Source organism: Streptomyces sp. NBC_00028 (assembly GCF_045041065.1).
Taxonomy (GTDB): Bacteria; Actinomycetota; Actinomycetes; order Streptomycetales; family Streptomycetaceae; genus Streptomyces.
This window is the reverse complement of record NZ_CP108293.1, coordinates 3,717,091-3,742,543: the sequence shown is the minus strand read 5'-3', so window position 1 is coordinate 3,742,543 and position 25,453 is coordinate 3,717,091. Positions and strand designations below refer to the sequence as shown.

General features: G+C 70.2%; 22 protein-coding genes. 14 read left to right on the top strand and 8 right to left on the bottom strand.

The window, feature by feature from the left end:
* The first annotated feature begins 46 nt into the window (after nt 1–46).
* The 3 genes from OG885_RS16410 to OG885_RS16400 are packed head-to-tail and all read left to right on the top strand — an operon-like array spanning nt 47 to nt 5,756.
* The gene (locus tag OG885_RS16410) at nt 47–1,120 is read left to right on the top strand and encodes a HesA/MoeB/ThiF family protein (RefSeq protein WP_405731662.1); all 1,074 of its coding nucleotides are present in this window, start codon (nt 47–49) and stop codon (nt 1,118–1,120) included.
* Entirely contained in the window at nt 1,108–2,328 is a 1,221-nt protein-coding gene (locus OG885_RS16405; protein WP_405731659.1) for a hypothetical protein, read from the top strand. Before OG885_RS16410 ends, OG885_RS16405 begins: the two co-directional genes overlap by 13 nt.
* Nucleotides 2,329–2,375: 47 nt before the next feature.
* Nucleotides 2,376–5,756, top strand: a complete 3,381-nt coding sequence (locus OG885_RS16400; protein WP_405731656.1) for an AfsR/SARP family transcriptional regulator — start codon at nt 2,376–2,378, stop codon at nt 5,754–5,756.
* Between the two features lie 47 nt (nt 5,757–5,803).
* Here the strand turns inward: OG885_RS16400 and OG885_RS16395 are convergent, their stop codons facing one another.
* Entirely contained in the window at nt 5,804–6,592 is a 789-nt protein-coding gene (locus OG885_RS16395) for a BTAD domain-containing putative transcriptional regulator (RefSeq protein ID WP_405731653.1), read from the bottom strand.
* A gap of 108 nt (nt 6,593–6,700) precedes the next feature.
* On the bottom strand, nt 6,701–7,438 hold the full coding sequence (locus tag OG885_RS16390; protein ID WP_405731650.1) for a class I SAM-dependent methyltransferase: 738 nt from the start codon (nt 7,436–7,438) through the stop codon (nt 6,701–6,703).
* Nucleotides 7,439–7,510: 72 nt separating this feature from the next.
* On the opposite strand from OG885_RS16390, the gene OG885_RS16385 reads away from it, so the two are divergent.
* Complete coding sequence (locus OG885_RS16385; protein ID WP_405731647.1) at nt 7,511–7,900, top strand: VOC family protein; 390 nt, start codon at nt 7,511–7,513, stop codon at nt 7,898–7,900.
* Nucleotides 7,901–7,942: 42 nt separating this feature from the next.
* The gene (locus OG885_RS16380; protein ID WP_405731644.1) at nt 7,943–8,446 is read left to right on the top strand and encodes a DinB family protein; all 504 of its coding nucleotides are present in this window, start codon (nt 7,943–7,945) and stop codon (nt 8,444–8,446) included.
* A 175-nt stretch (nt 8,447–8,621) separates the two neighbouring features.
* Here OG885_RS16380 and OG885_RS16375 read toward each other — a convergent pair whose 3' ends face one another.
* The 5 genes from OG885_RS16375 to OG885_RS16355 form a co-directional block, all read right to left on the bottom strand.
* A complete protein-coding gene (locus tag OG885_RS16375; RefSeq protein WP_405731641.1) occupies nt 8,622–9,668 on the bottom strand; it encodes an ABC transporter ATP-binding protein in 1,047 nt (348 codons plus the stop codon).
* A gap of 26 nt (nt 9,669–9,694) precedes the next feature.
* On the bottom strand, nt 9,695–10,729 hold the full coding sequence (locus tag OG885_RS16370; RefSeq protein ID WP_405731638.1) for an ABC transporter ATP-binding protein: 1,035 nt from the start codon (nt 10,727–10,729) through the stop codon (nt 9,695–9,697).
* A 49-nt stretch (nt 10,730–10,778) separates the two neighbouring features.
* Nucleotides 10,779–11,759: an ABC transporter permease gene (locus OG885_RS16365; RefSeq protein WP_405731635.1), complete on the bottom strand. Its 981-nt coding sequence runs from the start codon at nt 11,757–11,759 to the stop codon at nt 10,779–10,781.
* 101 nt (nt 11,760–11,860) lie between these two features.
* Nucleotides 11,861–13,618: an ABC transporter substrate-binding protein gene (locus tag OG885_RS16360; RefSeq protein WP_405731632.1), complete on the bottom strand. Its 1,758-nt coding sequence runs from the start codon at nt 13,616–13,618 to the stop codon at nt 11,861–11,863.
* Between the two features lie 81 nt (nt 13,619–13,699).
* Complete coding sequence (locus OG885_RS16355) at nt 13,700–14,695, bottom strand: ABC transporter permease (protein ID WP_399948654.1); 996 nt, start codon at nt 14,693–14,695, stop codon at nt 13,700–13,702.
* Between the two features lie 503 nt (nt 14,696–15,198).
* Between OG885_RS16355 and OG885_RS16350 the strand changes: the two genes are divergently transcribed.
* The 6 genes from OG885_RS16350 (at nt 15,199) to OG885_RS16325 (ending at nt 21,335) form a co-directional block, all read left to right on the top strand.
* Entirely contained in the window at nt 15,199–16,839 is a 1,641-nt protein-coding gene (locus tag OG885_RS16350) for an ABC transporter substrate-binding protein (RefSeq protein WP_405731629.1), read from the top strand.
* A 6-nt stretch (nt 16,840–16,845) separates the two neighbouring features.
* The gene (locus OG885_RS16345) at nt 16,846–17,769 is read left to right on the top strand and encodes an ABC transporter permease (RefSeq protein WP_405731626.1); all 924 of its coding nucleotides are present in this window, start codon (nt 16,846–16,848) and stop codon (nt 17,767–17,769) included.
* Nucleotides 17,762–18,733, top strand: a complete 972-nt coding sequence (locus OG885_RS16340; RefSeq protein ID WP_399948648.1) for an ABC transporter permease — start codon at nt 17,762–17,764, stop codon at nt 18,731–18,733. Before OG885_RS16345 ends, OG885_RS16340 begins: the two co-directional genes overlap by 8 nt.
* Nucleotides 18,734–18,891: 158 nt before the next feature.
* Nucleotides 18,892–19,350: a hypothetical protein gene (locus OG885_RS16335; RefSeq protein ID WP_405731623.1), complete on the top strand. Its 459-nt coding sequence runs from the start codon at nt 18,892–18,894 to the stop codon at nt 19,348–19,350.
* Nucleotides 19,331–20,305: an ABC transporter ATP-binding protein gene (locus tag OG885_RS16330; RefSeq protein WP_405731620.1), complete on the top strand. Its 975-nt coding sequence runs from the start codon at nt 19,331–19,333 to the stop codon at nt 20,303–20,305. Before OG885_RS16335 ends, OG885_RS16330 begins: the two co-directional genes overlap by 20 nt.
* Nucleotides 20,298–21,335, top strand: a complete 1,038-nt coding sequence (locus OG885_RS16325) for an ABC transporter ATP-binding protein (RefSeq protein ID WP_405731617.1) — start codon at nt 20,298–20,300, stop codon at nt 21,333–21,335. The genes OG885_RS16330 and OG885_RS16325 overlap by 8 nt, the downstream gene beginning before the upstream one ends.
* A 217-nt stretch (nt 21,336–21,552) precedes the next feature.
* Here the strand turns inward: OG885_RS16325 and OG885_RS16320 are convergent, their stop codons facing one another.
* Nucleotides 21,553–23,670 (bottom strand): prolyl oligopeptidase family serine peptidase, encoded by a 2,118-nt coding sequence (locus OG885_RS16320; RefSeq protein WP_405731614.1) that lies wholly within the window; start codon nt 23,668–23,670, stop codon nt 21,553–21,555.
* Between the two features lie 177 nt (nt 23,671–23,847).
* Here OG885_RS16320 and OG885_RS16315 point away from each other — a divergent pair, with 177 nt between their 5' ends.
* Genes OG885_RS16315 through OG885_RS16305 form a run of 3 tightly spaced genes read left to right on the top strand, consistent with a single transcriptional unit; the run spans nt 23,848 to nt 25,341 of the window.
* The gene (locus tag OG885_RS16315) at nt 23,848–24,042 is read left to right on the top strand and encodes a hypothetical protein (RefSeq protein WP_171142976.1); all 195 of its coding nucleotides are present in this window, start codon (nt 23,848–23,850) and stop codon (nt 24,040–24,042) included.
* Between the two features lie 31 nt (nt 24,043–24,073).
* A complete protein-coding gene (gene mshB / locus OG885_RS16310; protein WP_405731611.1) occupies nt 24,074–24,934 on the top strand; it encodes an N-acetyl-1-D-myo-inositol-2-amino-2-deoxy-alpha-D-glucopyranoside deacetylase in 861 nt (286 codons plus the stop codon).
* Nucleotides 24,931–25,341 carry a DUF6113 family protein gene (locus OG885_RS16305; RefSeq protein WP_399948638.1) on the top strand — a complete coding sequence of 137 codons (411 nt, stop codon included), beginning with the start codon at nt 24,931–24,933 and terminating at the stop codon, nt 25,339–25,341. The genes mshB and OG885_RS16305 overlap by 4 nt, the downstream gene beginning before the upstream one ends.
* Nucleotides 25,342–25,453 lie beyond the last annotated feature (112 nt).

The window sequence follows — 25,453 nt, the reverse complement described above, 5'->3', positions numbered from 1 at the left end:
GGCGGCCCCGAACCGCCGCCGGGGTCGTTCTTCGAAGGAGACGATCGTGCAGCTGCCCCGGATCAAGGCGGAGCACACCCCGCACCGCTTCGACGACGGAACCCTCCGGCTCGGCGGCGGGGTCTACGGAGTCGCGGCGGAGATCGCCGATCCGCACGGCTGGGTCTGGGACGCGCTCACCCTGCTCGACGGCACCACACCGCCGGACCGGATCGAACGCGCCCTCGCGGACAGCTACCCCGCGCTGGGCCCCGAAGGCGCCCGCAAGCTGCTCGCCGAACTGCTGGACACCGGCTATGTCGAGGACGCCGCCGTCACTCCTCCGGACGGCCTCACCGACCGCGAGCGCGAGCGTTACAGCAGGAACCACACCTACTTCCGGTACATCGACCTGCGCCCCGGCGTCGACGCCTGGTCCTCCCAACTGCGCCTCAAACAGGCCCGCGTGACCGTGCTGGGCGTGGGCGGCTCGGGCAGCCACGCCGCGTGGGCGCTGGCCGCCGTGGGCGTGGGCACCCTGCACCTGGTGGACCCCGACGTGGTCGAGGAGTCCAACCTCAGTCGGCAGGTCCTCTACACCGAGGCCGACCTCGGCCGCCCCAAGGCGGAGGTCGCGGCCCGCCGGCTCGCGGCCGTGAACTCCTCGGGCCGCTACACCCACGAGACCCTGCGCGCCGACACCGAGGCAGCGCTCACCGAACTCGTGCGGGACCGGGACGTCTTCGTCCTGTGCGCCGACGAGCCCCGCGGCGACCTCATCCGGAAGATGACGAACCGGGTCTGCGCCTCCCTGGGTGTGCCGTGGGTGTCCGCCGGCTACAGCGGCCCCCTGGCGACGGTCGGGGTGTACGCACCCGAAGGCCCCTGCTTCGAGTGTGTCGGCGCGGGCGAGGAGGCCAAGCTCAAACCCGGGTGGACCCCGCACCTGGGCACCGCCGGCGCCCTGGCCCCGGCCGCCGGTATCTCCGGGCAGCTCATCGCCCACGAGGTCGTCACCCTGCTCACCGGCATCGGCGCCACCCCGCCCGGCTATGTGCGCGGGGTGAACCTGATCGCGCCCGACCAGCATGTCTTCGTACGGCACCCGGCCCGGCCCGACTGCCCGCTGTGCGGGACGTGACGGCCGCCGCGCCCCCGGAGCCCGACCCCACGGTCGTCCTGCACCCGCTGGAGGTACGCCAGGACCGGGACGAGTGGATCGTCGGCCGGCAGGGCAACGAGCAGGTCGTCGCCCTCCCCGAGATCGGCATGGCCGCGCTCCGGCTGCTCGCCGAGGGACGCACCGTCGGCCAGGCCCGCGGCACGCTGCGCCAGGACACCGGCCGTGACCTCGATGTCGAGGCGTTCGCCGAATCGCTGGCGACCGCCGGTCTGGTCGCCGCGATCGGGGCCCGGCGCTTCGAGACCGTGCCGGTCCCGGTCTCCCTGCCGCGACTGCGGCAACGCCACGTCCGCTGGGTGCTCGCTCCCGCTCTCCACGCCGCCGTCCTCGCCGTCCCCGTGGCCGGGCTCGTGGCCGTCATGGTGCGGGGGAGCGGCCTGCCCTCCTGGGACGACCTGGTGTGGGCGCGGCTCGGCACCGTCAACCTCCTCGTGCAGTCGCTCGCCGCCTGGTGTCTGATCGGCCTGCACGAACTGGCGCACCTGGTGACCGCGCGGGCCGCCGGAGTGGCCGGGCGGGTGCGGCTGGGCACCCGGCTTCAGTTCCTGGTGGCGCAGACCGAGGTGTCCGGGATCTGGCTCAAGGGCCGCCGTGCGCGGCTCACCGTGTATCTGTCCGGGCTCGCCGTGGACGGCGCCGTCTGGGGCGGCTGTCTGCTCGCCCTCGCGGCCGGTGCCGACTCGCCCCTGCTGCCGGTCGTCGCGATGACCCTGGTCACCTCCTTCGCCAACCAGTGCCTGGTCTTCATGCGCACCGACCTGTACTTCGTCGCCCAGGACCTGACCGGGTGCCGCAACCTCTACGGCGACGCCGGCGCCTGGCTGCGCCACCTCGGGGCCCGGCTCCTTGGCCGGGCGAGCCGCGACCCGCTGGCCGGGCGGCGCCCCGCCGAGCGGCGGATGCTGAAGGCGTACGCGGCGGGCGCGGTGGCGGGCTCGATCGGCTGTGTCTTCGTGGGGCTGCGCCTGCTGCTGGACGTCACCTGGCCGCTGCTGGCCCGCTCCGGCCACCGCCTGCTGACCGACACCGGCCCGCTGCTGCGGCTCGACTCCCTGGTCACACTGCTGCTTCTGACGGGACTCCAGCTGCTGTGGGCACGGTTGTGGTGGCGCCGGCACGGGCCGCGGGTGCGCGCGGCTGTGCGCGCCGCACGCCAATTCCTGTGAGCCGGGCGGGCGTTGCTTGCCCGTCAGCCCTGGATTACGTTCTGTGAATGCTCACCCCCCGGCTTTGCTTTCGTGTGCTCGGCCCCCTGGAAGTCGAGATCGAAGGGCAGCCCGCCGCACTCACCGGACGGCAACGCGCGCTGTGCACCGCGCTTCTGCTCCACGCCAACCACGTGGTCTCCGTCGACCGGCTGATCGACTTCCTGTGGGACAGCCGCCCACCCGGAGCGGGCGCCGCACGCGTGCGCGCCCTCGTCGCGGAGGTCCGACGGGTCCTCGGCCCGCTCGGCCCCAGCCTGCTGACCACCCGCCGGCCCGGCTACGTCATGCACGCCCGCCCCGGCGAACTCGACCTGCTCACCTTCGAGCAGCTGGTCGAGGACGGTTCGCGCGCCGCGGCGGACGGCGACTGGGACACCGTGCGACACCACGCCGAGCGGGCCCTCGGCCTGTGGCGGGGCGAGCCGCTGTCCGACCTCCCGGAAGCGGCCGTCCGGGAAGCGGAACGGCGACGGCTCGGCGAACTGCACCTCGCGGCCCGGGAGAGCGCGGCCGAGGCGGACCTGGAGACCGGCCGGCACCGGCAGGCCGTCGCCGAACTCCTGCGCCTCACCACCGCCCACCCCCTGCGCGAACACCCGCACGCCCTGCTGATGCGTGCCCTCCAGGCGGACGGACGGCCCGCCGAGGCCCTCCAGGTGTACGCCGAGCTGCGCCGCCGCATGGTCGACGAGCTCGCCCTGGAGCCCTCGGACGACCTGCGGACCCTGCACCGACGGCTGCTGGCCGGCAGCCCTCCGCCAACCGCGCCACCCATACGCCGCCCGCCCGCGCCCGCCACCCCAAAACGGTCCGCGCGCCGGGTGCCACGCCAGCTCCCGCCCCCGCCCCGGCGCTTCGTCGGCCGCGACGCCGAACTGCGGCGCCTGGACTCCGGTCTGCACAGTGCCGAACCGCTCGCCCTGCTCGTCGGCCCGGCCGGCGTCGGCAAGAGTGCCCTGGCCCTGCGCTGGGCCCACCAGGTCGCCGACCGCTTCCCCGACGGACAGCTCTTTTTGGACCTGCGGGGTTTCGACGACGCCGAACCCATGGGCCCCGAGGAGGCGTTGCCCCTGCTGTTGCAGGGACTGGGCTGCGGCCCGCGGGACATCCCGCTGGGCACCGAGGCGCAGACCGCCCTGTACCGGACCCTGCTGGCGGACCGCCGGGTCCTCGTCGTCCTGGACGACGCGGCGGACCCCGCGACCGTACGGCTGCTGCGGCCCGCGTCCCCCGGGTCGCTGACCCTCGTGACCAGCCGTGACAAGCTCAGCGGACTGGTCACCCTGGACGGCGCGTACCGGGTGGCGTGCGACGTCCTGGACCCCACCGGTGCCCTGGAGCTGATCAGCTCCGTGGTCGGCGCCGAGGCCGTCGACGCCGATCCGGAGGCCGCCGCAGAACTGGTCGAGCTCTGCGACCGGCTGCCGCTCGCCCTGTGCGTGGCCGGATCATGGATCGGCGGCAGACCCGGCAGCATCCGGACCTACGTCCGCGACCTCGCCGACCGCGGCCGGCTCGCCCGGCTGCATGTCGAGGGCGAGGAGAGCATCGCCGTACGCGCCGCCCTCGACCTGTCGTACGGCGCCCTCCCGGACGGCGCCCGACGCGTCTTCCGGCAGCTGGGCCTGGTCCCCGGCACCGGCCGCTCGCTCCGTGCGGCCGCCGCGGCCGCGCACACCGACGAGGCCGCGGCGAGCGACCTGCTGCGACTGGCCCAGCGCGTGCACCTGCTGCACGACGCCGGGCACGGCCGCACCTCCTGGCACGACCTCGTACACGAGTACGCCCGCGACCGCACGGCCGCCGAGGACACGGCCGCCGAACGCGCCGCGGGCGTCGAGCGGGTCCTCGACCACTATGTGCAGAGCGTCGTCAACGCGGCCAGGACGGCGGGGCTGTACCTCATGCGGGACCGCCCCGACGCCGTCGACGGCTCGCTGCCGCGGGAGTTCCGCACGACGGAGGAGGCGTACGACTGGTTCGACGCCGAGTGGGACGACATCGCGGCGGCCATCGGCCATGCCGCCGAGCACGGCCCCGCCCGGTTCGCGTGGGGACTGGTCGACGCCCTTCAGGACCTCTTCCACCACCGGCGCCCGCTCGCCGACTGGATGCGGCTGGCCCTGCTGGCCCGGGCCGCCGCCGAACGCGACGGAGACCTGCGCGGCCAGGTCGCGATGTATGTGTCGGTGGGCCACGCCCGCTGGCGCAACGGGGACCTGCGCGGCGCCCTCACCGAGTACGAGCAGGCGGAGGAACGGGCGCGCAGGGCCGACTGGACCCACGGCGAGGCCGTGGCCCTCCAGGGCCGGGCCGTCACCCTGAAGCTGCTGGGCGAACCGCTGCGGGCCCTGCCCTGCTACCGGCGCGCCCTCGCCCTGTACCGCGCCCTGGGAGACGTCAAGAGCGAGGAGATCATGCTGATCAACACGGCCTCGCTGAACCTGGCCCTGGGCCGGACCGACGCGGCCGAGGAGGCGGCCACCGCCGCGCTCGCCCTGATCGGCGGCACCGCACACCACCACCGGGCGATGGCCCTGGTCAACCTCGCCCTGACCCGGCAGAAACAGGCCCGGTTCGCCGAGGCGGAGGCCGCGCTGCGCACCTCGTTCCTGGTCTGCCGTGACTCCGGGTCCACCTACGCCGAGGCGGTCGCCCTGGAGACCCTGGGCCGGGTACGGGCCGACGCGGGCCAGGACGAACGCGCGCTGCCGGTCTACGAGGACGCGCTCGCCGTCTCGCTGCGGGCGGAGAACCGCAACTGCCAGGTCGACTCCCTGGTGGGGCTGGCGGCACTGAACCTACGGGCCGGGTGGGCGGACGAGGCGGCCGGCCACCTGGATGCCGCCTTCGAGATCGCCGAACGCACCGGGCATCGCGCGGGCCACGTCGAGATCCTCGTGGAACGCGCGGCCGTCGCCCGCGCGGCCGGCCTCCCCGGCGTGGCCCTTGACCACCTGGAGCGCGCCGCACGCCTGGCCGCCGACGGCAGCCCGCTCACGCTTCCCCGGGTCCAGGTGGCCGCCGCCGTGATCCGGCGGGAGAACGGCGACCCGGCCGGAGCGCTGGACGCGGCCGAGGAGGCGGTCGCGCTGGCCCGGGACTCAGGCCAGCGACTGATCCACGCCCGCGCCGTGCTGGCCCTGGCCGCCGCTCAGGAGGCACAGGGCGACCCGGAGTCGGCCACGGCGGCGCGGGCGCGGGCCGCCGCCCTGTTCGACGCGACCGGCACCCCGCAACACGCCCGCACGGCGCTGCACGGACCACCCCCCGGCCAGGTACGGCCCCGGCCGGCGGCCCCGCACCGTGAGCTGCCGATGGACGCGGAGTCCCGGCTCGACCTGTATCTGACCGAGCACTTCACCGAGCCCGGCGACGACGGATGAGAGCGGAGTGTGGCGTGGACCGGGGGCTGTCCGGGGCGAGGGGGAGGTCAGCGCGGTGCCGCCGTGTGGACGGCGGCCGGGAGCAGATCCGGGTCCCGGGCCAGGATCCGCCCGTGCAGGGCACGCAGTTCGGGACCCGGCTCGCAGCCCAGCAGGTCGGTCATCCGCAGGCGCAGCAGGTGGAAGCAGTCCAGCGCGTCCGCCTGCCGGCCGGCCTGGTGGAGAGCGAGCATGAGCAGACCGGTGACCTTCTCGTCGAAGGGATGCATGTCCGCCAGCCGGCTCAGCCGCCGCAGGCTCTCCTCGACCCGCCCGGACCGCAGACCGAGTTCGGCGCTGCCGACCAGAGCCTCCCGGTGCTCGCGCCGCAGCGCCACCCGTGCCGTCTCCGCCCAGGGAGTGGGCACATCGGACAGCGGTTCGCCGCGCCACAGTTCCAGGGCCTGGGCGTACAGGTCGAGCGCGCGCTCGGTGCCGCCGTCCCGGGCGCTGAGCCGGGCCTGCCGTACCAGCGTGCGGAACCGCACGGTGTCCACGCTCCGTTCGTCGATGACGAGGACGTATCCGCCGCGTCTGCGGGACAGTTCGAAGGCCTCGCCCGCCCGGCCGGCGCCACCCAGCGCCTTGCGCAGCCGCGTGGCCTGGATGTAGAGCGCCTCGCGCGGATGCTGGGGCAGCCGCTCGGACCACACACGCTCCGCCAGTACCTCGTCGGCCACGAAGGTGCCCGGAGTCCAGGCCAGGGCAGCCAGCAGGAGCTTTGTGCCGTGCGGGAGCGGCACCCTTTCGCCGGTGCGGACGCGTGCCTCCACGCATCCGAGCAGCTGTACGTCCATGGCGTCCCCCGTATCCGGAACCACTGAGACCACCACTGTGCCGGGCCGCTGTTCGGCTTCCGCACGGATCCCGCACGGCCGCCCGGGCGGTGGGCCGGCGCAGGGGCGTCAGCGGTGTCCGGCGACGGTGATGATCTCGGGGCTCGCGGCGGTCAGCGGCCCCCGCCCCCAGTCCCCGTACTGCTCCGTCACCGTCAGGCCCGCCTCGGCCAGGAACCGCTCGATGCCGTGCCCGTCGAGGAAGCGGAGCGTGGTCGTGCTGATCCGGGGACGGTCCCAGTGGGCGCCCTCGTAGGTCTCGGTGAAGGTGACCCGGTCGCCGAGGACGGGGCGGGTGACCTGCTGCCACATCCAGGCGACCGATCCCTCGGCGTCGGCGCACTCGCGGATGTGCTCGGGGCCCCAGCCCTCCCACGCCCGGGCGGCCGGGTTGCGGGTCTCGAACACGAACCGCCCTCCGGCGCGCAGCGCGTCCCGGACGGCGCGCAGGGTCTGCCGTACGTCCTCGTCGGCGACGAGCGTCTGGAAGGCGTGCCCGGTCATCACGACGAGGTCGAACTCCCCGTGCCAGACCCGCGATCGCAGATCGCCGAGCACCCACTCCACGCCCGGTTCCCGGCGCCGCGCCTGGACCAGCATGGCGGCGGCCGGATCGACCCCCACCAGCCGCCCGTGATGCCCCGTGGCCCGGGCCCGGGCGAGCAGCCGTCCGGTGCCGCAGCCGACGTCGAGGACGGTGGCGGCGCCCCGCATGAGACCGACGTAGAAGTCGTCGCACGGGCCCCAGGGGTTGAGGGAGTCGTACAGCGCGGCGAGCGAGAGATCCGCGAACGAGCGATCGACCATCGCGGCAGTGTGCCACACCCTACTGAACGGCGTGACAGGATCAGGCCTCCACGACCCTGGAGGGAGCGGGAGTTGCTGCACCACGTCGAGCTGTGGGTACCGGATCTGGAGCGGGCGGTGACGTCCTGGGGCTGGCTGTTCGAGCGGCTGGGCTGGGAGCCGTACCAGGACTGGCCGGCGGGCCGCAGCTGGCACACGGGGGAGACGTACGTCGTCCTGGAACAGTCCCCGGCGCTGACGGGCGACCGCCACGACCGGCTGCGCCCCGGCCTGAACCACCTCGCGTTCCACGTACGGGATCGCGCGACGCTCGACGAGCTGGTGACGTCGGCCCCCGCCCACGGCTGGACCCTGCTCTTCCCCGACCGGCACCCGTTCGCCGGCGGGCCGGGACACTACGCGGCGTATCTGGAGAACGCGGACGGGTTCGAGGTGGAGCTGGTCGCCGCGGACGCTCGCTAAAAGGTTCGACACGGTGGTGCCGGGCGGGCATGATCCCACCCGATGACAAGAACTGACACCCCCGCCGCCTGGGACGAACGCACCCAGCTCACCACCTTCCTCGACTACGCCCGGGCCACCGCCGTGGCCAAGTGCGAGGACGTCTCCGCGGAGAACGCGGTGAAGGCGCCGCTCCCGGACTCGCCGCTCATGACCCTGGCCGGCCTGGTCAACCACCTCCGCTGGGTGGAGTACTGGTGGTTCCAGGTCGTCTTCCTCGGCGAGGAGGAGAACGGCCCCTGGACCGACGAGGACCCCGACCGCGAGATGCGCATCGCCGTCGACATGCCCCTCGCGGACGTCCTGCGCGACTACGAGGAACAGTCCGCCCGCTACCGCGAGCTGGTCACCTCCCACGACCTCGACACCCCGTCGAAGCGCCCCATCCGCGACGGCCGTCACCCCGACCTCCGCTGGGTCCTCCTCCACCTCATCGAGGAAACGTCCCGCCACAACGGCCACCTGGACATCGTCCGCGAACTGGTGGACGGGACGACCGGGGTGTGAGCTTCGGGGGAGTGCGGACGGCGGACGACGTCGACCTCACTCTCGGCAGCACAAAGGCCCGCGCCTGGGTGGGTGCGGGCCTTTGTTTTCCCCTGGAAGCGGACGATCTCGGGCTCGGGTCAATGGGCCTTGAGAGTCCGTTCCCTGAAGGAGACGGCTGACGGAAAGGGGTGTGTCAGCTCGCCGCCTGGGGGTCCTTGGAGAGACGCGGGGCCGGAATGGTTCCCTCCGTCTCCGGGTAGTGGCACGCCGTCAGGTGGCCCGGCTTGTTGCCCTCGACCTGGACCAGCGGGGGCGCCTCGGTCGCGCACTTCTCCGTCGCCTTCCAGCAGCGGGTGCGGAAGCGGCAGCCCGACGGCGGGTTCAGCGGGGAGGGGACGTCGCCCTGGAGGCGGATGCGCTCGCGGGCCGGCGTCTCGTCCACCGTCGCCTCCGGCACCGCGGACAGCAGGGCCCGGGTGTAGGGGTGGCGCGGGTTGTCGTACAGGTCGTCGCGGTCGGCGATCTCGACGATCTTGCCGAGGTACATCACGGCCACGCGCTGCGAGAAGTGGCGTACGACGGCGAGGTCGTGGGCGATGAAGACGAACGCGATGCCCAGCTCCTGCTGGACCTTCTGGAGCAGGTTCACCACCTGCGCCTGGATGGAGACGTCGAGGGCCGAGACCGGCTCGTCCGCCACGATCAGCTTCGGCTCCAGGGCCAGCGCGCGGGCCACACCGATGCGCTGACGCTGACCGCCGGAGAACTCGTGCGGGAAGCGGTTGTAGTGCTCGGGGTTGAGGCCGACGATCTCCAGCAGCTCACGGACGCGCTTCTCGCGACCGCCCGCCGGGTTGATGTCGTTGATCTCCATCGGGCCCGCGATGATCTTGCCGACCGTCTGCCGCGGGTTCAGCGAGGCGTACGGGTCCTGGAAAATCATCTGGATCTCGGAGCGGATCGGCGCCAGCGCCTTGCGGCCCGCGTGCGTGATGTCCTGCCCGCGGTAGGAGATCTTGCCGCCGGTGGGTTCCAGGAGGCGCGTGATGAGGCGGCCCGTCGTGGACTTGCCGCAGCCCGACTCGCCCACCAGGCCGAGGGCCTCGCCCTCGTTGACCTGGAAGTCGAGGCCGTCGACGGCCTGCACCGCGCCGACCGTACGGCGGATCGGGAAGCCGCCCTTGACCGGGAAGTGCTTCGTCAGACCGGTGACGTCCAGGAGGGGTTTGGTGTTGCTCATGATGGTCAAGTCCCGTCTCGGTTACGTCAGTGCCGGGTCGCGGCGAGGTCGGCGAAGAATTCCTGGCGCTGGTCCAGCGTGAGGTGGCAGGCGGAACCCCGGCCGTCCTCGACCTTCAGCAGCGGGCGCTCGGTGGAGCATCGCCCGCCCGGGACCTTCTCGGCGAAGGAGCAGCGCGGGTGGAAGCGGCAGCCGGACGGGGGGTTCAGCAGCGAGGGCGGCGAACCGGGGATCGGCGACAGCGGCACGTCCACCGGACCGTCCAGGCTCGGCATGGAGCTCAGCAGGCCGACCGTGTAGGGGTGCTGCGGCGTGCGCAGCACCTCCTCCTTCGTACCCCGCTCCACACACCGGCCGCCGTACATCACCAGCACGTCGTCCGCGATGTCGGCGATGACACCGAGGTCGTGGGTGATGAAGATGATCGCGGTGCCGAACTCCTGCTGGAGGTCCTTGAGCAGGTCCATGATCTGGGCCTGGACCGTCACGTCGAGCGCGGTGGTCGGCTCGTCGGCGATCAGCAGCTCGGGGTCGCAGACCAGGGCCATGGCGATCATCGCGCGCTGGCGCATACCGCCGGAGAACTGGTGCGGATAGTCGTCCACCCGCATGTCCGGCTGGGGGATGCCGACACGCCGCAGCATCTCGATCGCCCGCTTGCGGGCCTCCGCCCTGGAGGCACCGGTGTGCTTGCGGTACGTCTCACCGATCTGCTTGCCGATGGTGTGGTACGGCGACAGCGAGGCCAGGGCGTCCTGGAAGATCATCGCCATCTTGTTGCCGCGCAGCTTCTCCAGCTCGGACTCGCGAGCCGTGGTCAGCTCCTTGCCGTCGAGCAGGATCTCGCCGTCGACGGCGGTGCGGTGCCGGTCGTGCAGGCCGAGGATCGTCAGGTTGGTGACGGACTTGCCTGAGCCGGACTCGCCCACGATGCCGAGGGTCTTGCCCTTTTCGAGGTCGAACGAGAGACCGTCGACGGCCTTGACGACGCCGTCCTCGGTGGAGAAGTGGACTTTCAGGTCCCTGACGGAGAGGAAGGCCTGCTGATCGGTGCTCGTCACGGGGACGCTCCTGGGGGTCATGCCGGGGGGTAGCTGGAGGGGGACCGGATCAGGCGAGCCGGATGCGCGGGTCGATGAGGGCGTAGACGGCGTCCACGATGATGTTGGCGAAGACGATGCCGGCCGCCGCGATCATGGTGACGCCGAGCAGCATGGGCAGGTCGCTGTCGTCGACCGAGCGGACGGCCAGGGTGCCGAGGCCCTGGATGCTGAAGACCGACTCGGTGATGATCGCGCCGCCGACCAGGGTGCCCATGTCGATGCCGAAGATCGTCACGATCGGGCCCATCGCACCGCGCCAGGCGAAGCGGAAGAAGACGGAGCTGCGGGACAGGCCCTTCGCCCGGGCCGTGCGCACGTAGTCCTCGCTGAGCTGTTCCACGAGCTGCGAGCGGGTCATACGCGTGTAGTTGGCCGTGAAGATGATCGACAGCACCAGCCACGGCAGCAGCAGGCCGGAGGCCCAGGCGCCGGGGTTGTCGGTGAACGGCGTGTACGAGGGCTGGTCCAGCAGGTGGAGCTGGGTCACCAGGAGGAACATCGCGATGTAGCCGACGAAGTAGATCTGCATCGACGAGCCGATGAGCGAGAACGAGCTCGCGGCCTTGTCGAGGAACTTGCCCTGCTTGAGTGCGGCCAGCATGCCGGTGCCCACACCGATGATCAGGAAGAAGAAGGCGCCGCCGATGGCGAGCGAGATGGTGGTGGGCAGCCGCTCCATGATCGTGTCGAACACGTTCACGTTGTTGCTGAACGAGTAGCCGAAGCAGGGCGCGTCGCAGTGCCCGACGCCCACGTAGTCCCGGCCCACGAAGATGGCCTGGAGCCAGTGCCAGTACTGCACCGGCATCGGGTCGGCGATCCCGAGGTTCTGCCGTACCTGTGCGAGCAGTTGGTCGTCACAGACCTTGCCGCAGGCCATCCGTGCCGGGTCACGCGGGATGGCGTAGAAGAGGAAGAAGGTGACGGCGCTGATGATCAGCAGAATCACGAGTGCGCCGAGCACTCGGCGGACCAGGAAACGGAACATGGGGTGAGACTTTCCGGACGGGGCGCCGTCGCCGGGGTGTGGGGAGCGGGCTTGGACGGGGCCGGGGCGGCGGTCGGTCGGACCGCCGCCCCGGGAAAGCGTCAGGCCTTCGCGAAGACCTTGCCGATGGCGACGCAGGTGTCACCGGCGTTGTAGACCACGCCGCCGACCTTCGAACCGTAGAAGTAGTTACGGATCGGGTTGTAGTCGGGGACGCAGGCGGCGAGCGTCATGATCTGCTTGTCGATCGCGCCCCAGGCCGCGTTGGCCTTGTCCGCGTCGGTGATCGTGGTGGCGGCGGCGATCGCCTTGTTGACGCTGGTGTCGTTCAGCTGCGACCAGTTGACGCCACCGTCGGCGATCTGGCTGCCGTCCCAGCAGGGCTGGATGACGGCGTAACCGGCCGGCCAGTCCGGGCCCCAGCCCGCGGCGAACAGGTCGAAGCCGTTGTCCAGCTGACCGATCTCGGAGTAGAAGGTGGTCTTGTCGACCTGCTTGGTCACCACGTCGAAGCCCGCCTTGGTGAGGGCGTTCTTGATGGTGACGGCTTCCTTGACGGCCTTGTCGGACTGCTGGAAGGCGATGACCAGCTTCTGGCCCTCCTTGCCGGCTTCCTTCAGCAGCGCCTTGGCCTTCTCCGGGTCACCGGTCGGCTTGGTCTTCTTGCCGTACAGGTCGAAGTCCTCGTGACCCGGGGTCAGCGGGGAGATGATCGTGGTCGCGGTCGCGGTGACCTGCGAGCCACCACGCTGCTGCTTCAGCTGCTGCGCCGGCCACGCCCAGTTGATCGCCTGACGGACCTTGACGTCCTTGATGCGCGTCATGTTGATCGGGAAGTAGTAGCAGGTCGTGTCGACCTGGGTCAGCACCCGCTGCTTGAGCGTGGCGTCGCCGAGCACCTTGGTGATGCGCTCGGAGGCGACCTCGTTCAGCAGGGACAGCGCGTACTGGTCGTTGCCCGAGTCGGCGATGTAGCGGTCCGTGGAGGCCAGGCCCTGGAAGCCGAACTGCATGACGATCTTGTCCGGGTAACCGTTGCGGCACGGGTCGAGGCTGGCGTCCCAGTTCTCGTTGCGCACCAGGGTCAGGGACTTGTCGATGCTGCGGGACTCGATCTTGTACGGACCGCAGGAGAACGGACGCTGGTCGTACTTCTTCTTCGTGTCCTTGGCCTTGGGCACGATCGAGTAGCCGCGCATGGCGAGCATGAACGGGAAGTCGGCGTGCGCCTCCTTCAGACGGAAGGTGACGGTGTTGCCGTCCGTCTCGATGGAGGAGAGGTGCTTGCCGTCGTAGGGGCCCTTGTACTTGTCGGCGCCCTCGAGCCAGTTCTGCGGGTAGCGGGGGCCCTCGGTGACGAAGTCGGCGAAGAGGCGCTCGAAGGTGTGACGGACGTCGTCGATGGTGACGGCCTTGCCGTCCTCCCACTTGATGCCGTCCTTCAGCGTGAAGGACCAGGTCTTGCCGCCGTCCTTGACGGTGCCGGCGTCGGTGGCGAGGTCGCCGACCAGGGTGGTGTTGCCCTTGGAGTCGACGCGGTAGCCGGTCAGACCACGCAGGAACAGGACCGAACCGGCGCCCGTGTACGAGGAGTAGATCTGCGCCGGGTCCAGGTGGTCGAAGTCGATCTGGTCGAGCGTGTAGATCGTGCCGCCCTTGCGCGCGCCCGGCATCTCCGGGGCGGGGCCCTTGGAGTCGGTGGCGGTGCCGACGGCGATCTCGGCGGCCTTGCCCTTCTCGACCGACGGGGTCTTGCTGCTCGAACCACCGGCGTCGCCGCTGCTGCAGGCGCTCAGGACGGTGCTGGCACCCGCCGCCACACCGGTGGCGATCAGGAAGTTTCTGCGGGAAAAGGACATGGCTACCTGCCTAGACGTGATGGATGAGAGAGACGTGCTGCCGCTGACGGCCGGTGGACGACTGTGTCCGGGCCGGGGAACTCAGCGCTTGGACTTCGGGTCGAGTGCGTCGCGGACCGAGTCGCCGAGAAGGTTGAACGCCAGGACGAAGATGATCATCGAGACGCCCGGGAAGATCATGAAGGTGATGTCGTCCGTGTAGTACTGCGCTCCACGCTGGATCATCACGCCCCAGTCCGGGGTCGGGTCCTGGATGCCGACGCCGAGGAAGGCGAGGCCCGCCTCCGCGGTCACGAACGCCGGGAGGGCGAGGGTGGACTGGATGAGGATCGGAGTCCACAGGTTGGGCAGCAGTTCCTTGAAGATGATCCGGCCGGGGGAGGCTCCGGTCACCTTGGCGGCCTCGACGAACTCGCGCTCACGCAGGGCCAGCACCTGACCGCGCAGCAGGCGGGCGATGGAGGCCCAGCCGAAGGCCGTGAGCAGCACGACCAGGCAGACGCCGCGTCCCCAGGCGGGGATCTCCTCGTCGGCGGCCCAGAAGAGGCCGTACACGACGGGCGTGAAGGCGATGAAGAACAGGGTGGAGGGGAACGACAGCACGATGTCGATGACCCGGCTGACGAGATAGTCCGTCTTTCCGCCCAGGTAGCCGGCGGAGACGCCGACGATCACACCGAGGACCGTGACCAGGACCGTGGTGATCGTGGCGATCATCAGCGAGGTCCGGATGCCGTAGAGCAGGAACGTGAACACGTCGCGTCCCATGGCCGGCTCGATGCCGAACCAGAAGTTCGCGTCGATACCGCCGTTGGGTTTGATGGGGTAGCCGGCGTCGTTCAGCAGCGTGCCGATCGGCGCGTCCTGGCCGTACTGGTCGTACGGGTTCTTCCCGTACAGCTTGGCTATGAGCGGAGCGGCGACGGCGATCGTGAAGAAGAAGATCACGATGTACGCCGATATGACGCCCGTACGGTCACGCTTGAACCGGCGCCAGGCGAGCTGCCCGGGTGAGCGGCTTTCGTTGGCCTTCGGAGAGGGAGAAGTGATCGACTTCTCGGCGCTCTCTTCGGTCACCTCAAGCGGGGCAGCCGCCGATGGAGTTGGGGGGGTCATGGTGCTCCTGGCCCAAGGGAGGGTCTGATGACTCCGCAGGGCACTCCCCTACGGGCTACGCCGGACTTTTTCAACGCAATTCATTCAAGGTCAATAAATTCTCGGTCGACTTGGGTTTCTCTTTACTTTCTTTGCCTGGACTTGACCAATCTGTAGCTACGCGTGTAGCGCCTCGTGATCGATCCGTGTTTTACATCGGGCCAACTGCCCTAATCGGGCAATGAGTTCGATATGCGGACTGTGGCGTGTCGAAATCCGTACATAGGCGGGTCGCAATCCAACGGTTCTGTATCGGAACGTGAAGATCCATTGCGTCCTACACGCAAGATCCACTGACGGAGAGGTCGGACCTTCCCGGGAGGTCTCCACCCGTTCCCCTAAAGGGCTCAATACGTGTGCGGTTTGCCTGATTTACGTCGATATTTGCCGGTAACGGATCAGCGCAGTCAATCAGGAGGCACTCCATGCGTGGAGCCACGCACGCCAAGTGGGCCGCATGCGCGGCGGCGGTAGCCCTCGCGGCGACGGCCTGCGGAGGTGGGGACAGCGACAGCGGCGGCGGCAGTGGCGACAGCAGCGCGACGCTCAGCGCCTCCTGGGGCGACCCGCAGAACCCGTTGGAGCCGGCCAACACCAACGAGGTGCAGGGCGGCAAGGTGCTCGACATGATCTTCCGGTCCCTGAAGAGGTACAACCCGGAGACCGGCAAGGCCGAGGACATGCTCGCCGACAAGATCGACACGAGCGACTCGCAGAACTTCACCGTCACCGTCAAGAACGGCTGGACCTTCTCCAACGGCGAGAAGGTCACCGCCAAGTCCTTCGTCGACGCCTGGAACTACGGGGCCAGCCTCAAGAACAACCAGAAGAACGCGTACTTCTTCGGGTACATCGACGGCTACGACAAGGTCCACCCCGAGGACGGCAGCAAGCAGACCGCGCAGACGCTCTCCGGTCTGAAGGTCACCGGCGACCTGACCTTCACGGTCAAGCTCAACCAGAAGTTCTCGACCTTCCCCGACACGCTCGGCTACCCGGCCTACGCCCCGCTCCCGCAGGCCTTCTTCACCGACCACGACGGCTGGCTGAAGAAGCCGGTCGGCAACGGCCCGTACACCATCGCGTCGTACACCAAGGGCTCGCAGATGAGCCTGAAGAAGTGGGACGGCTACCCCGGCGAGGACAAGGCGCAGAACGGCGGCGTGACCCTCAAGGTCTACACCGACAACAACACCGCCTACACCGACCTCATGGCCGGCAACCTCGACCTCGTCGACGACGTCCCCGCCGCCCAGCTCAAGAACGTCCAGGCCGACCTGGGCGACCGCTACCTCAACACCCCGGCCGGCATCATCCAGACCCTCGCCTTCCCGTTCTACGACAAGAAGTGGAACAAGGCGGGCATGGAGAAGGTCCGCACCGGACTGTCCCGGGCGATCAACCGGGACCAGATCACCAAGACCATCTTCAACGACACCCGCACCCCGGCCAGCGACTGGACCTCCCCGGTCCTCGGCGAGGCCGGCGGCTTCAAGGAAGGTCTGTGCGGGGACGCCTGTGAATACGACGCCGCCGCGGCGAAGAAGCTGATCGAGGAGGGCGGCGGCCTCCCCGGCGGCCAGGTCAAGATCACGTACAACGCGGACACGGGCTCGCACAAGCAGTGGGTCGACGCGGTCTGCAACTCGATCAACAACGCGCTCGACAACGACAAGGCCTGCGTCGGCAACCCGGTCGGCACCTTCGCCGACTACCGCAACCAGATCACCGCGAAGAAGATGAGCGGTCCCTTCCGGGCCGGCTGGCAGATGGACTACCCGCTCATCCAGAACTTCCTCCAGCCGCTCTACTACACCAACGCCTCCTCCAACGACGGCAAGTGGTCCAACAAGGACTTCGACAAGCTCGTCGACGAGGCCAACGCCGAGACCGACACCGCCAAGGCCGTCTCGAAGTTCCAGGACGCCGAGAAGGTGCTGCGGGACAACATGGGCGCGATCCCGCTCTGGTACCAGAACGGCAGCGCCGGCTACTCGGAGCGGCTCTCCAACGTCAAGCTCAACCCGTTCAGCGTCCCGGTCTACAACGAGATCAAGGTCAGCTGACCCGCCATGGGACGCTACGTCGTCCGGCGTCTGCTCCAGATGATCCCGGTGTTCATCGGCGCCACGCTCCTCATCTTCCTCATGGTCAACGTGATGGGCGACCCCATCGCGGGCCTGTGCGGCGACCGGCAGTGCGACGCCGCCACCGCCGCCCAGCTGAAGAAGGAGTTCGGCCTCGACAAGCCGGTCTGGCAGCAGTACCTGACCTACATGGGGAACGTCTTCACCGGCGACTTCGGCACCGCGTTCAACGGGCAGAAGGTCACCGAGCTGATGGCGACGGCGTTCCCCGTCACGATCCGCCTGACGATCGTCGCGATCCTCTTCGAGATCGTCATCGGCATCACCCTGGGTGTCGTCACGGGCCTGCGCCGCGGCAAGCCCGTCGACACCTCGGTCCTGATGCTGACGCTCGTCGTGATCTCGGTCCCGACCTTCGTCACCGGCCTGCTGCTCCAGCTCCTCCTCGGCGTCGAGTGGGGCTGGATCAAACCGTCGGTGTCCACGGACGCCACGTTCAGCGAACTGATCGTGCCGGGCCTGGTGCTGGCGTCGGTGTCGCTGGCCTACGTGACCCGGCTGACCCGTACGTCGATCGCGGAGAACCGCCGCAGCGACTACGTCCGTACGGCGGTGGCGAAGGGGCTGCCGAGACGGCGGGTCGTCATCCGCCACCTCCTGCGCAACTCCCTCATCCCGGTCATCACCTTCATCGGCACCGACATCGGCGCCCTGATGGGCGGCGCGATCGTCACCGAGCGCATCTTCAACATCCACGGCGTCGGCTACCAGCTCTACCAGGGCATCCTGCGCCAGAACACCCAGACGGTGGTCGGCTTCGTCACCGTCCTCGTGCTGGTCTTCCTGGTCGCCAACCTGCTCGTCGACCTCCTGTACGCCGTACTCGACCCGAGGATCCGCTATGCCTGAACCCCAGGAGCCCGAGGGCGCGATCGCCGGGACCGGCATGGGCGGGGCCATGGACCTCGCGGTCAGCGAGGCGACCACGCTGGAGAAGGGGCCCGGCCCGTCGGGCGGCCCCCAGGGCAAGCCCCGCTCGCTCTGGTCGGACGCCTGGCGGGACCTGCGCCGCAACCCGGTCTTCATCATCTCGGGCCTGGTCATCCTCTTCCTGGTCGTCATCTCCCTCTGGCCGTCGCTGATCGCCTCCGGCAACCCGCTCAAGTGCGACCTGGCCAAGGCCCAGGAAGGCTCCCAGCCAGGCCATCCCTTCGGCTTCGACGGCCAGGGCTGCGACGTCTACACCCGTACCGTCTACGGCGCCCGTACGTCCGTCACGGTCGGCGTCTGCGCCACGCTCGGGGTCGCGATCCTGGGCTCGGTCCTCGGCGGCCTGGCCGGCTTCTTCGGCGGCTTCTGGGACTCGATCCTGTCCCGCATCACCGACGTGTTCTTCGCGATCCCCGTGGTCCTGGGCGGCCTGGTCCTGCTGTCCGTGGTCACCAGCAACACGGTCTGGCCGGTGATCGGCTTCATGGTGCTGCTGGGCTGGCCGCAGATCTCCCGCATCGCGAGGGGCTCGGTCATCACGGCGAAGCAGAACGACTACGTCCAGGCCGCGAAGGCGCTGGGCGCGTCCCACTCCCGCCAGCTGCTCCGCCACATCGCGCCGAACGCGGTGGCCCCGGTGATCGTGGTCGCGACCATCGCGCTCGGCACGTACATCGCGCTGGAGGCGACGCTCTCCTACCTCGGCGTGGGCCTGAAGCCGCCGACCGTCAGCTGGGGCATCGACATCTCCGCGGCCTCCGCCTACATCCGCCAGGCCCCCCACATGCTCCTCTGGCCCGCCGGCGCCCTCGCCCTCACCGTCCTCGCGTTCATCATGCTCGGCGACGCGGTCCGCGACGCCCTCGACCCGAAGCTGAGGTGAGGGCCGTGCGCGTACTGGAAGCCGCGAGGCTGCCGCGAGCCGTTGGGGCACGGGGCGTCGTGAGGGCGCCGCGAGTCGTGAGGGTGCCGGGCGTCGTTACGGCGCCCCGCGCCCTGAGGCCGTCCGGCGTCACGGGCGCGCCTGAAGGGCGTCGTGGCGTGCCGGCTCCCCTCGACCGACCCAGTGGCGATGTCGTCGCCCGGTCGGTTGCCGTATCGGCGTTCGTTGTCCGCATGGGCCTCGTCCGCGACGCCCTCGACCCGGAGGTGAGGGGCGTGCGGGTGTTGGAAGCCGTGAGGGTGCAGGAGGGGCATGGTCTGCCTGCTCTCCTCGACCGACCCGGTGGCGATGCCGCCGCCCGGTCGGTCGCCGTATCGGCGTTCGTTGTCCGCATGGGCCTCGCCCGTGACGCCCTCGACCCGGAGGTGAGGGGCGTGCGGGTGTGGGAAGCCGTGAGGGTGCCGGAGGGGCATGGTCTGCCTGCTCTCCTCGACCGACCCGGTGGCGATGCCGCCGCCCGGTCGGTTGCCGTATCGGCGTTCGTTGTCCGCGTGGACCTCGTCCGTGACGCCCCCCGACCCGAAGCTGAGGTGAGTCGTGCTCCTGGAAGTGCGTGATCTGCACGTGGAGTTCAAGACCCGGGACGGGGTCGCCAAGGCGGTCAACGGGGTCGACTACGCCGTGGACTCGGGGGAGACCCTGGCCGTGCTGGGGGAGTCCGGGTCCGGGAAGTCCGTGACCGCGCAGGCGATCATGGGCATCCTCGACATGCCGCCGGGGCGGATCGCGGGCGGCGAGATCCTCTTCCAGGGCAAGGACCTGCTGAAGCTCAAGGAGGAGGAGCGGCGCAAGGTCCGTGGCGCCGAGATGGCGATGATCTTCCAGGACGCGCTGTCGTCGCTGAACCCGGTGCTGTCCGTGGGCGATCAGCTCGGTGAGATGTTCGTGGTGCACCGGGGCATGTCGAAGAAGGACGCGCGGGCCAAGGCGATCGAGCTGATGGACCGGGTGCGCATCCCGGCGGCGAAGGAGCGGGTCAAGCAGTACCCGCACCAGTTCTCCGGCGGCATGCGCCAACGCATCATGATCGCCATGGCGATGGCCCTGGAACCGGCCCTGATCATCGCCGACGAACCGACCACGGCCCTCGACGTCACCGTCCAGGCGCAGGTGATGGACCTGCTCGCGGAGTTGCAGCGCGAGTACAACATGGGGCTCATCCTCATCACCCACGACCTCGGCGTGGTCGCCGACGTCGCCGACCGGATCGCGGTGATGTACGCGGGCCGCATCGTCGAGCAGGCGCCGGTCCACGACATCTACAAGGCCCCGGCACACCCGTACACGCGCGGCCTGCTGGACTCCATCCCGCGCCTGGACCAGAAGGGCCAGGAGCTGTACGCGATCAAGGGGCTGCCGCCCAACCTGATGGACATCCCACCGGGTTGCGCGTTCCACCCGCGGTGTCCGATGGCCCAGGACGTGTGCAGGACGGACGAACCCCCGCTGTACGAGGTGTCGCAGGACCGCACGAGCGCCTGTCACTTCTGGAGGGAGTGCCTCAATGGCTGAGCCGATCATCGAGGTGAGCGGACTGGTCAAGCACTACCCGTTGACCCAGGGCGTGCTGTTCAAGAAGCAGGTCGGTGCCGTCAAGGCGGTCGACGGTGTGGACTTCACGCTGGGCAGTGGAGAGACGCTCGGGATCGTCGGGGAATCGGGCTGCGGCAAGTCGACCGTCGCCAAGATGCTGGTCAACCTCGAGCAGCCGACCGCCGGTTCGATCAGGTACAAGGGCGAGGACATCACCAAGCTGTCCGGCAAGGCGCTCAAGTCGGTGCGCCGCAACATCCAGATGGTGTTCCAGGACCCGTACACCTCCCTCAACCCCCGTATGACGGTGGGCGACATCATCGGCGAGCCCTACGACATCCATCCCGAGGTCGCACCCAAGGGCGACCGCCGCCGGAAGGTCCAGGACCTCCTGGACGTGGTCGGCCTCAACCCCGAGTACATCAACCGCTATCCGCACCAGTTCTCCGGCGGCCAGCGCCAACGCATCGGCATCGCACGGGGCTTGGCGCTGCGCCCGGAGGTCATCGTCGCCGACGAACCCGTCTCCGCGCTCGACGTCTCCGTCCAGGCGCAGGTCATCAACCTGATGGACCGCCTCCAGAACGAGTTCGACCTCTCCTACGTCTTCATCGCCCACGACCTCTCCATCGTCCGCCACATCTCCGACCGCGTCGGCGTGATGTACCTCGGGCGGATCGTGGAGATCGGCAGGGACGCGGAGATCTACGACCACCCCACGCACCCCTACACCCAGGCGCTGCTCTCCGCCGTCCCCGTGCCCGACCCCGAGGCCCGCGAGCACCGCGAACGCATCATCCTGTCCGGCGACGTCCCCTCCCCGACGAACATCCCCTCCGGCTGCCGCTTCCGCACCCGCTGCTGGAAGGCCCGGGAACGCTGTGCCATGGAGGTCCCGGCCCTGGCGGTCCCGAGCGAGTTCCGCCTCCTGCCGGGCCCCGCGGCCCATGACTCGGCCTGCCATTTCGCGGAGGAGATGCAGGTGGTGCCACCCGAGGCGCCGGAGTAACACGGAGGCAACTTGGCTGACCCGGTTCCGATATACGGACGCGTCAGGCTGAACAACGTACGGCCGTGCGGGTGCCGTAAACGGGCCGGGACGCGCCATGTCGTCCCGGCCCGTTGCCCCTTTTTGCGCCTAAGCCGGCGCCGCTCTCGCGGACCTGGCCGGTGTTTCGTCGTGGTTCCTCAATTATTGGTTGCGGTGCTCTGTGGAGGGTCCCGGCTCAGCCCAGCCTGAGAGCGCGCCGTAGGAAGTCCACCTGGAGCAGCAGCAGGTTCTCCGCGACCTCCTCCTGCGGGGTCATGTGGGTCACCCCGGACAGCGGCAGCACCTCGTGCGGGCGGCCCGCGGCGAGGAGGGCCGAGGACAGCCGCAGGGCGTGGGCGAAGACCACGTTGTCGTCGGCGGTGCCGTGCACGATCATCAGCGGGCGGTGCGGCTCGGCGGGGGCGGACAGGCCCTCGTCCGTCACCAGGGAGCTCTTCGCGTACACCTCCGGCGCCGTACCGGGATCGCCCAGGTACCGCTCCGTGTAGTGGGTGTCGTAGAGCCGCCAGTCCGTCACCGGGGCGCCCGCGATCCCGGCGTGGAAGACGTCGGGGCGGCGCAGGACCGCGAGCCCCGCCAGCCAGCCGCCGTACGACCAGCCCCGGATCGCCACCCGGTCCAGGTCCAGCGGGTAGCGCTCCGCCAGCTCGTGCAACGCCTCCACCTGGTCGTCCAGGGACACCGTGAAGTCGTCGCGGATCGCCTTCTCCCAGGCCGGCGAGCGGCCCGGGGTGCCCCGCCCGTCCGCGACCACGACCGCGAAACCCTGGTCCGCGAACCACTGACTGGTGAGGTGCGCGTTGTGGGCCGCGAGGACGCGCGGACCGTGCGGTCCCCCGTACGGATCCAGCAAAACCGGAAGACGCTCATCCCCTTGGTGGTCCCGAGGCAACAGCACGGCGCACGGGATCCGCCGTGCGCCCCCCTCGGTCAGGGTCACGCGCGGGGACATACCAGGATCTTCGGCGTACGAGGTGATCGTCGCCGTCGGCTTCCCGTCCCGCAGCACCTGCGCCACGGACCCGGCCCGCCCCGGCACCGCCGAGACCAGCACGCCCACGCTCCCGGCCCGCACCGCCGAGTGCACCCCCGGCTCCTGCGAGACCCGCTCCACCCCGAGCTCGTTGACCCGGTACACATGCACCTCGCCGGTCTCGGGCGCCGCCGCCCGCTCCCCGGCCGACGCCGAGACCAGCACGTCGTCGTCGGACACGTCCAGCACCGCGCGGACGTGCAACTGCGGCCCCGTCAGCGGGCGGTCGCCCACCGCGAGGACCCGCGCGCCGCCCTCGTCCGCGATCCGCACCAGCCGCCCGGACGGGCTCCAGCAGGGCACCCCTGGGAAAAGATCAAGCCAAGTTGGATCTTCGTCGGCATGCACCATCCGGGTCGTCCCCGAGGCCGGATCCACGGCCAGGAACAGCTGACTGCGCTGGTCGCGCGCCTGTACGAGGAGGAGCGGGGCACCCGCCGCTGACCAGTGCACATGCGCCAGATACGGGTAGCGGGCCCGGTCCCAGGAGACCTCCGTGCGGCCCCCGTCGAGGCCGACCACGAACAGCCGTACCTCCGCGTTGGCCGTCCCGGCCCTCGGATACGCGACGTGCTGTGGATCACGTTCCGGATGGGCCGGGTCGGAGATCCACCAGCGCCCCACCGGCGTGTCGTCCGCGCGCGCCACCAGCAGCCGGTCCGCCTCCGGGGACCACCAGAACCCCCGTGACCGGCCCATCTCCTCGGCCGCGATGAACTCGGCGAGACCATAGGTGACGTGATCCGACTCCGGCTCCGCCAGGGCCCGGTCCCCCTCGCCCTCGGCGCCGACCACCCGCAGGGCGCCCTGGGCGACGTACGCGACGAAGCGGCCGTCGGGGGAGGGGCGAGGGTCGATCACCGGTCCCGGGACCCGGAGTTCACGTGCCGTACCGGCCCGCAGCTCGGCCGTGAAAAGCCGCCCTGACAAGGCGAAAGACGCCAACTCCACGGCCGCGTCGGTGGCGTAGCCGACGATCCCGGCGCCGCCCTCCCGGCTGCGTTCGCGTCGCGCCCGCTCCTGCGGCGAGAGGTTCTCCGTGGAGCCGCCGAGGAGGGCGCGCGGGTCGGCCGCCACGCGCTCCCCGCCGTCCGCGGGGTCGAGCACCCACAGCGAACTGGCCCGGTCCGTACCGGAGGACGAGCGCAGGAACACGACACGGGAACCGTCGGGAGCCACGGTGAACGCACGCGGCGCGCCGAGCGTGAAGCGCTGGGTGCGGGCGTGCCGGCGAGGAAAGGAGTCGGACGTCGTCGTCATGCCCCGACCATATTGGCCATACGCCCCCTTGTGCGTCCGTGCGCCGACCGATGCGCGAGTACGGATAGTTATGATCACTAGCGCATAGTGGGTATGAACCTGCTGGCTGTCGTATGGATTTATCTGCCCCCCTGGTCCGAACCCCCGCGCTCTTGGGATCTTTGGAGGTGAGCCGCCGTGGCGCTCTCGATTTCGGCGGTAGTGCTGCTGGCGATCATCGTCTTCCTTCTGGTCAAGAAGTCAGGACTGAAGGCCGGGCATGCGGTGGTCTGCATGCTGCTCGGGTTCTACCTGGCCTCTTCGACCGTCGCGCCCACCATCAGTGAGCTGACGACGAACATCGCGGGGATGATCGGCAGTATCAAGTTCTGACCCGTCCCGAGGTCGCCTTTAGGGTGGTCCCATGACGGAACCACCGGCCCGACGCCTCCTCCTGGTGCACGCGCACCCGGACGACGAGTCGATCAACAACGGCGCGACGATGGCTCGCTATGCGGCCGAGGGTGCCCGGGTGACCCTGGTCACCTGCACGCTCGGTGAACGCGGCGAGGTCATTCCGCCGGAGCTCCGGCACCTGTCGGGCACCGCCCTGGGCGAGTACCGCCTGGGCGAGCTCACCGCCGCGATGCGCGCACTCGGCGTCGAGGACTTCCGTCTCCTCGGCGGCCCGGGCCGCTACCGGGACTCCGGGATGATGGGCCTCGCCGACAACGGCGACCCCGCCTGCTTCTGGCAGGCGGACGTCGACGAGGCCGCCGCCGCTCTCGTCCGGGTGATCCTGGAGGTACGGCCGCATGTCCTCGTGACGTACGACGAGAACGGCGGCTACGGCCACCCCGACCACATCCAGGCCCACCGCGTCGCCATGCGCGCCGCGGACCTGGCGGCCGAAGCGGGCTGGACGATCCCCAAGGTCTACTGGAACCGCGTCCCGCGCACGGTCGGCGAACAGGCCTTCGAGCGGCTGGCCGAGGCGCTGCCGGGGCTGCCCTTCGACAAGCCGGGCGTCCTCGACGACGTACCGGGTGTCGTAGACGACAAGCGGGTCACGACGGAGATCGACGGAACCGCCTTTGCCGCCGCCAAGGCCGCCGCGATGGCCGCGCACGCCACCCAGATCACGGTCGCCGCACCGTACTTCGTCCTCTCCAACGACCTCGCGCAGCCCCTCTTCACCACCGAGTACTACGAGTTGGTACGAGGGGACCGGGCACCCGGGAATCGGGAGACCGACCTCTTCGCCGGCACCGGGGGCCTCTCATGAACGACCACGGATCCCTGCTCGCCCAGCCCCTCAAGGCCCCCTCCGCCGCACGAGCCCTCCTCTACCTGGGCCTCTTCGTGCTCGGCGCGCTCGTCGGCGCCGCCGGGTCCCTCGTGCAGTCCGGCTGGTTCCCGGGCGGCCTGCTGCTCGCGCTCGCCGGCGAGGCCGGGCTCTGCCTCGGCGGTGCGCGTGCCGTCGGCGGCCGGGGCGGGGCCGTCGCACCGGCGGCCGGCTGGATGCTCGCCGTCATCCTGCTCACCGCCACCCGCCCCGAAGGCGACTTCCTCTTCGGCGCGGGAGCGGGCTCCTACCTCTTCCTGCTCGGTGGCATGGCTACGGCTGTGATCTGCGCCACGCTCGGGGCGGGGCGGCAACCGGACGGCGACGCCGTCCGACTTGGCAAGTGACGTACCACTTCGCCGCGACAGGGACGTGCGAGTCCCGTGTGGGTTTCCCCAGCGGTCGTGGGATACGGGCCAGAAGTGGCCAGTATGGTGGTGCGCGCCGCCGAGCCGCCCG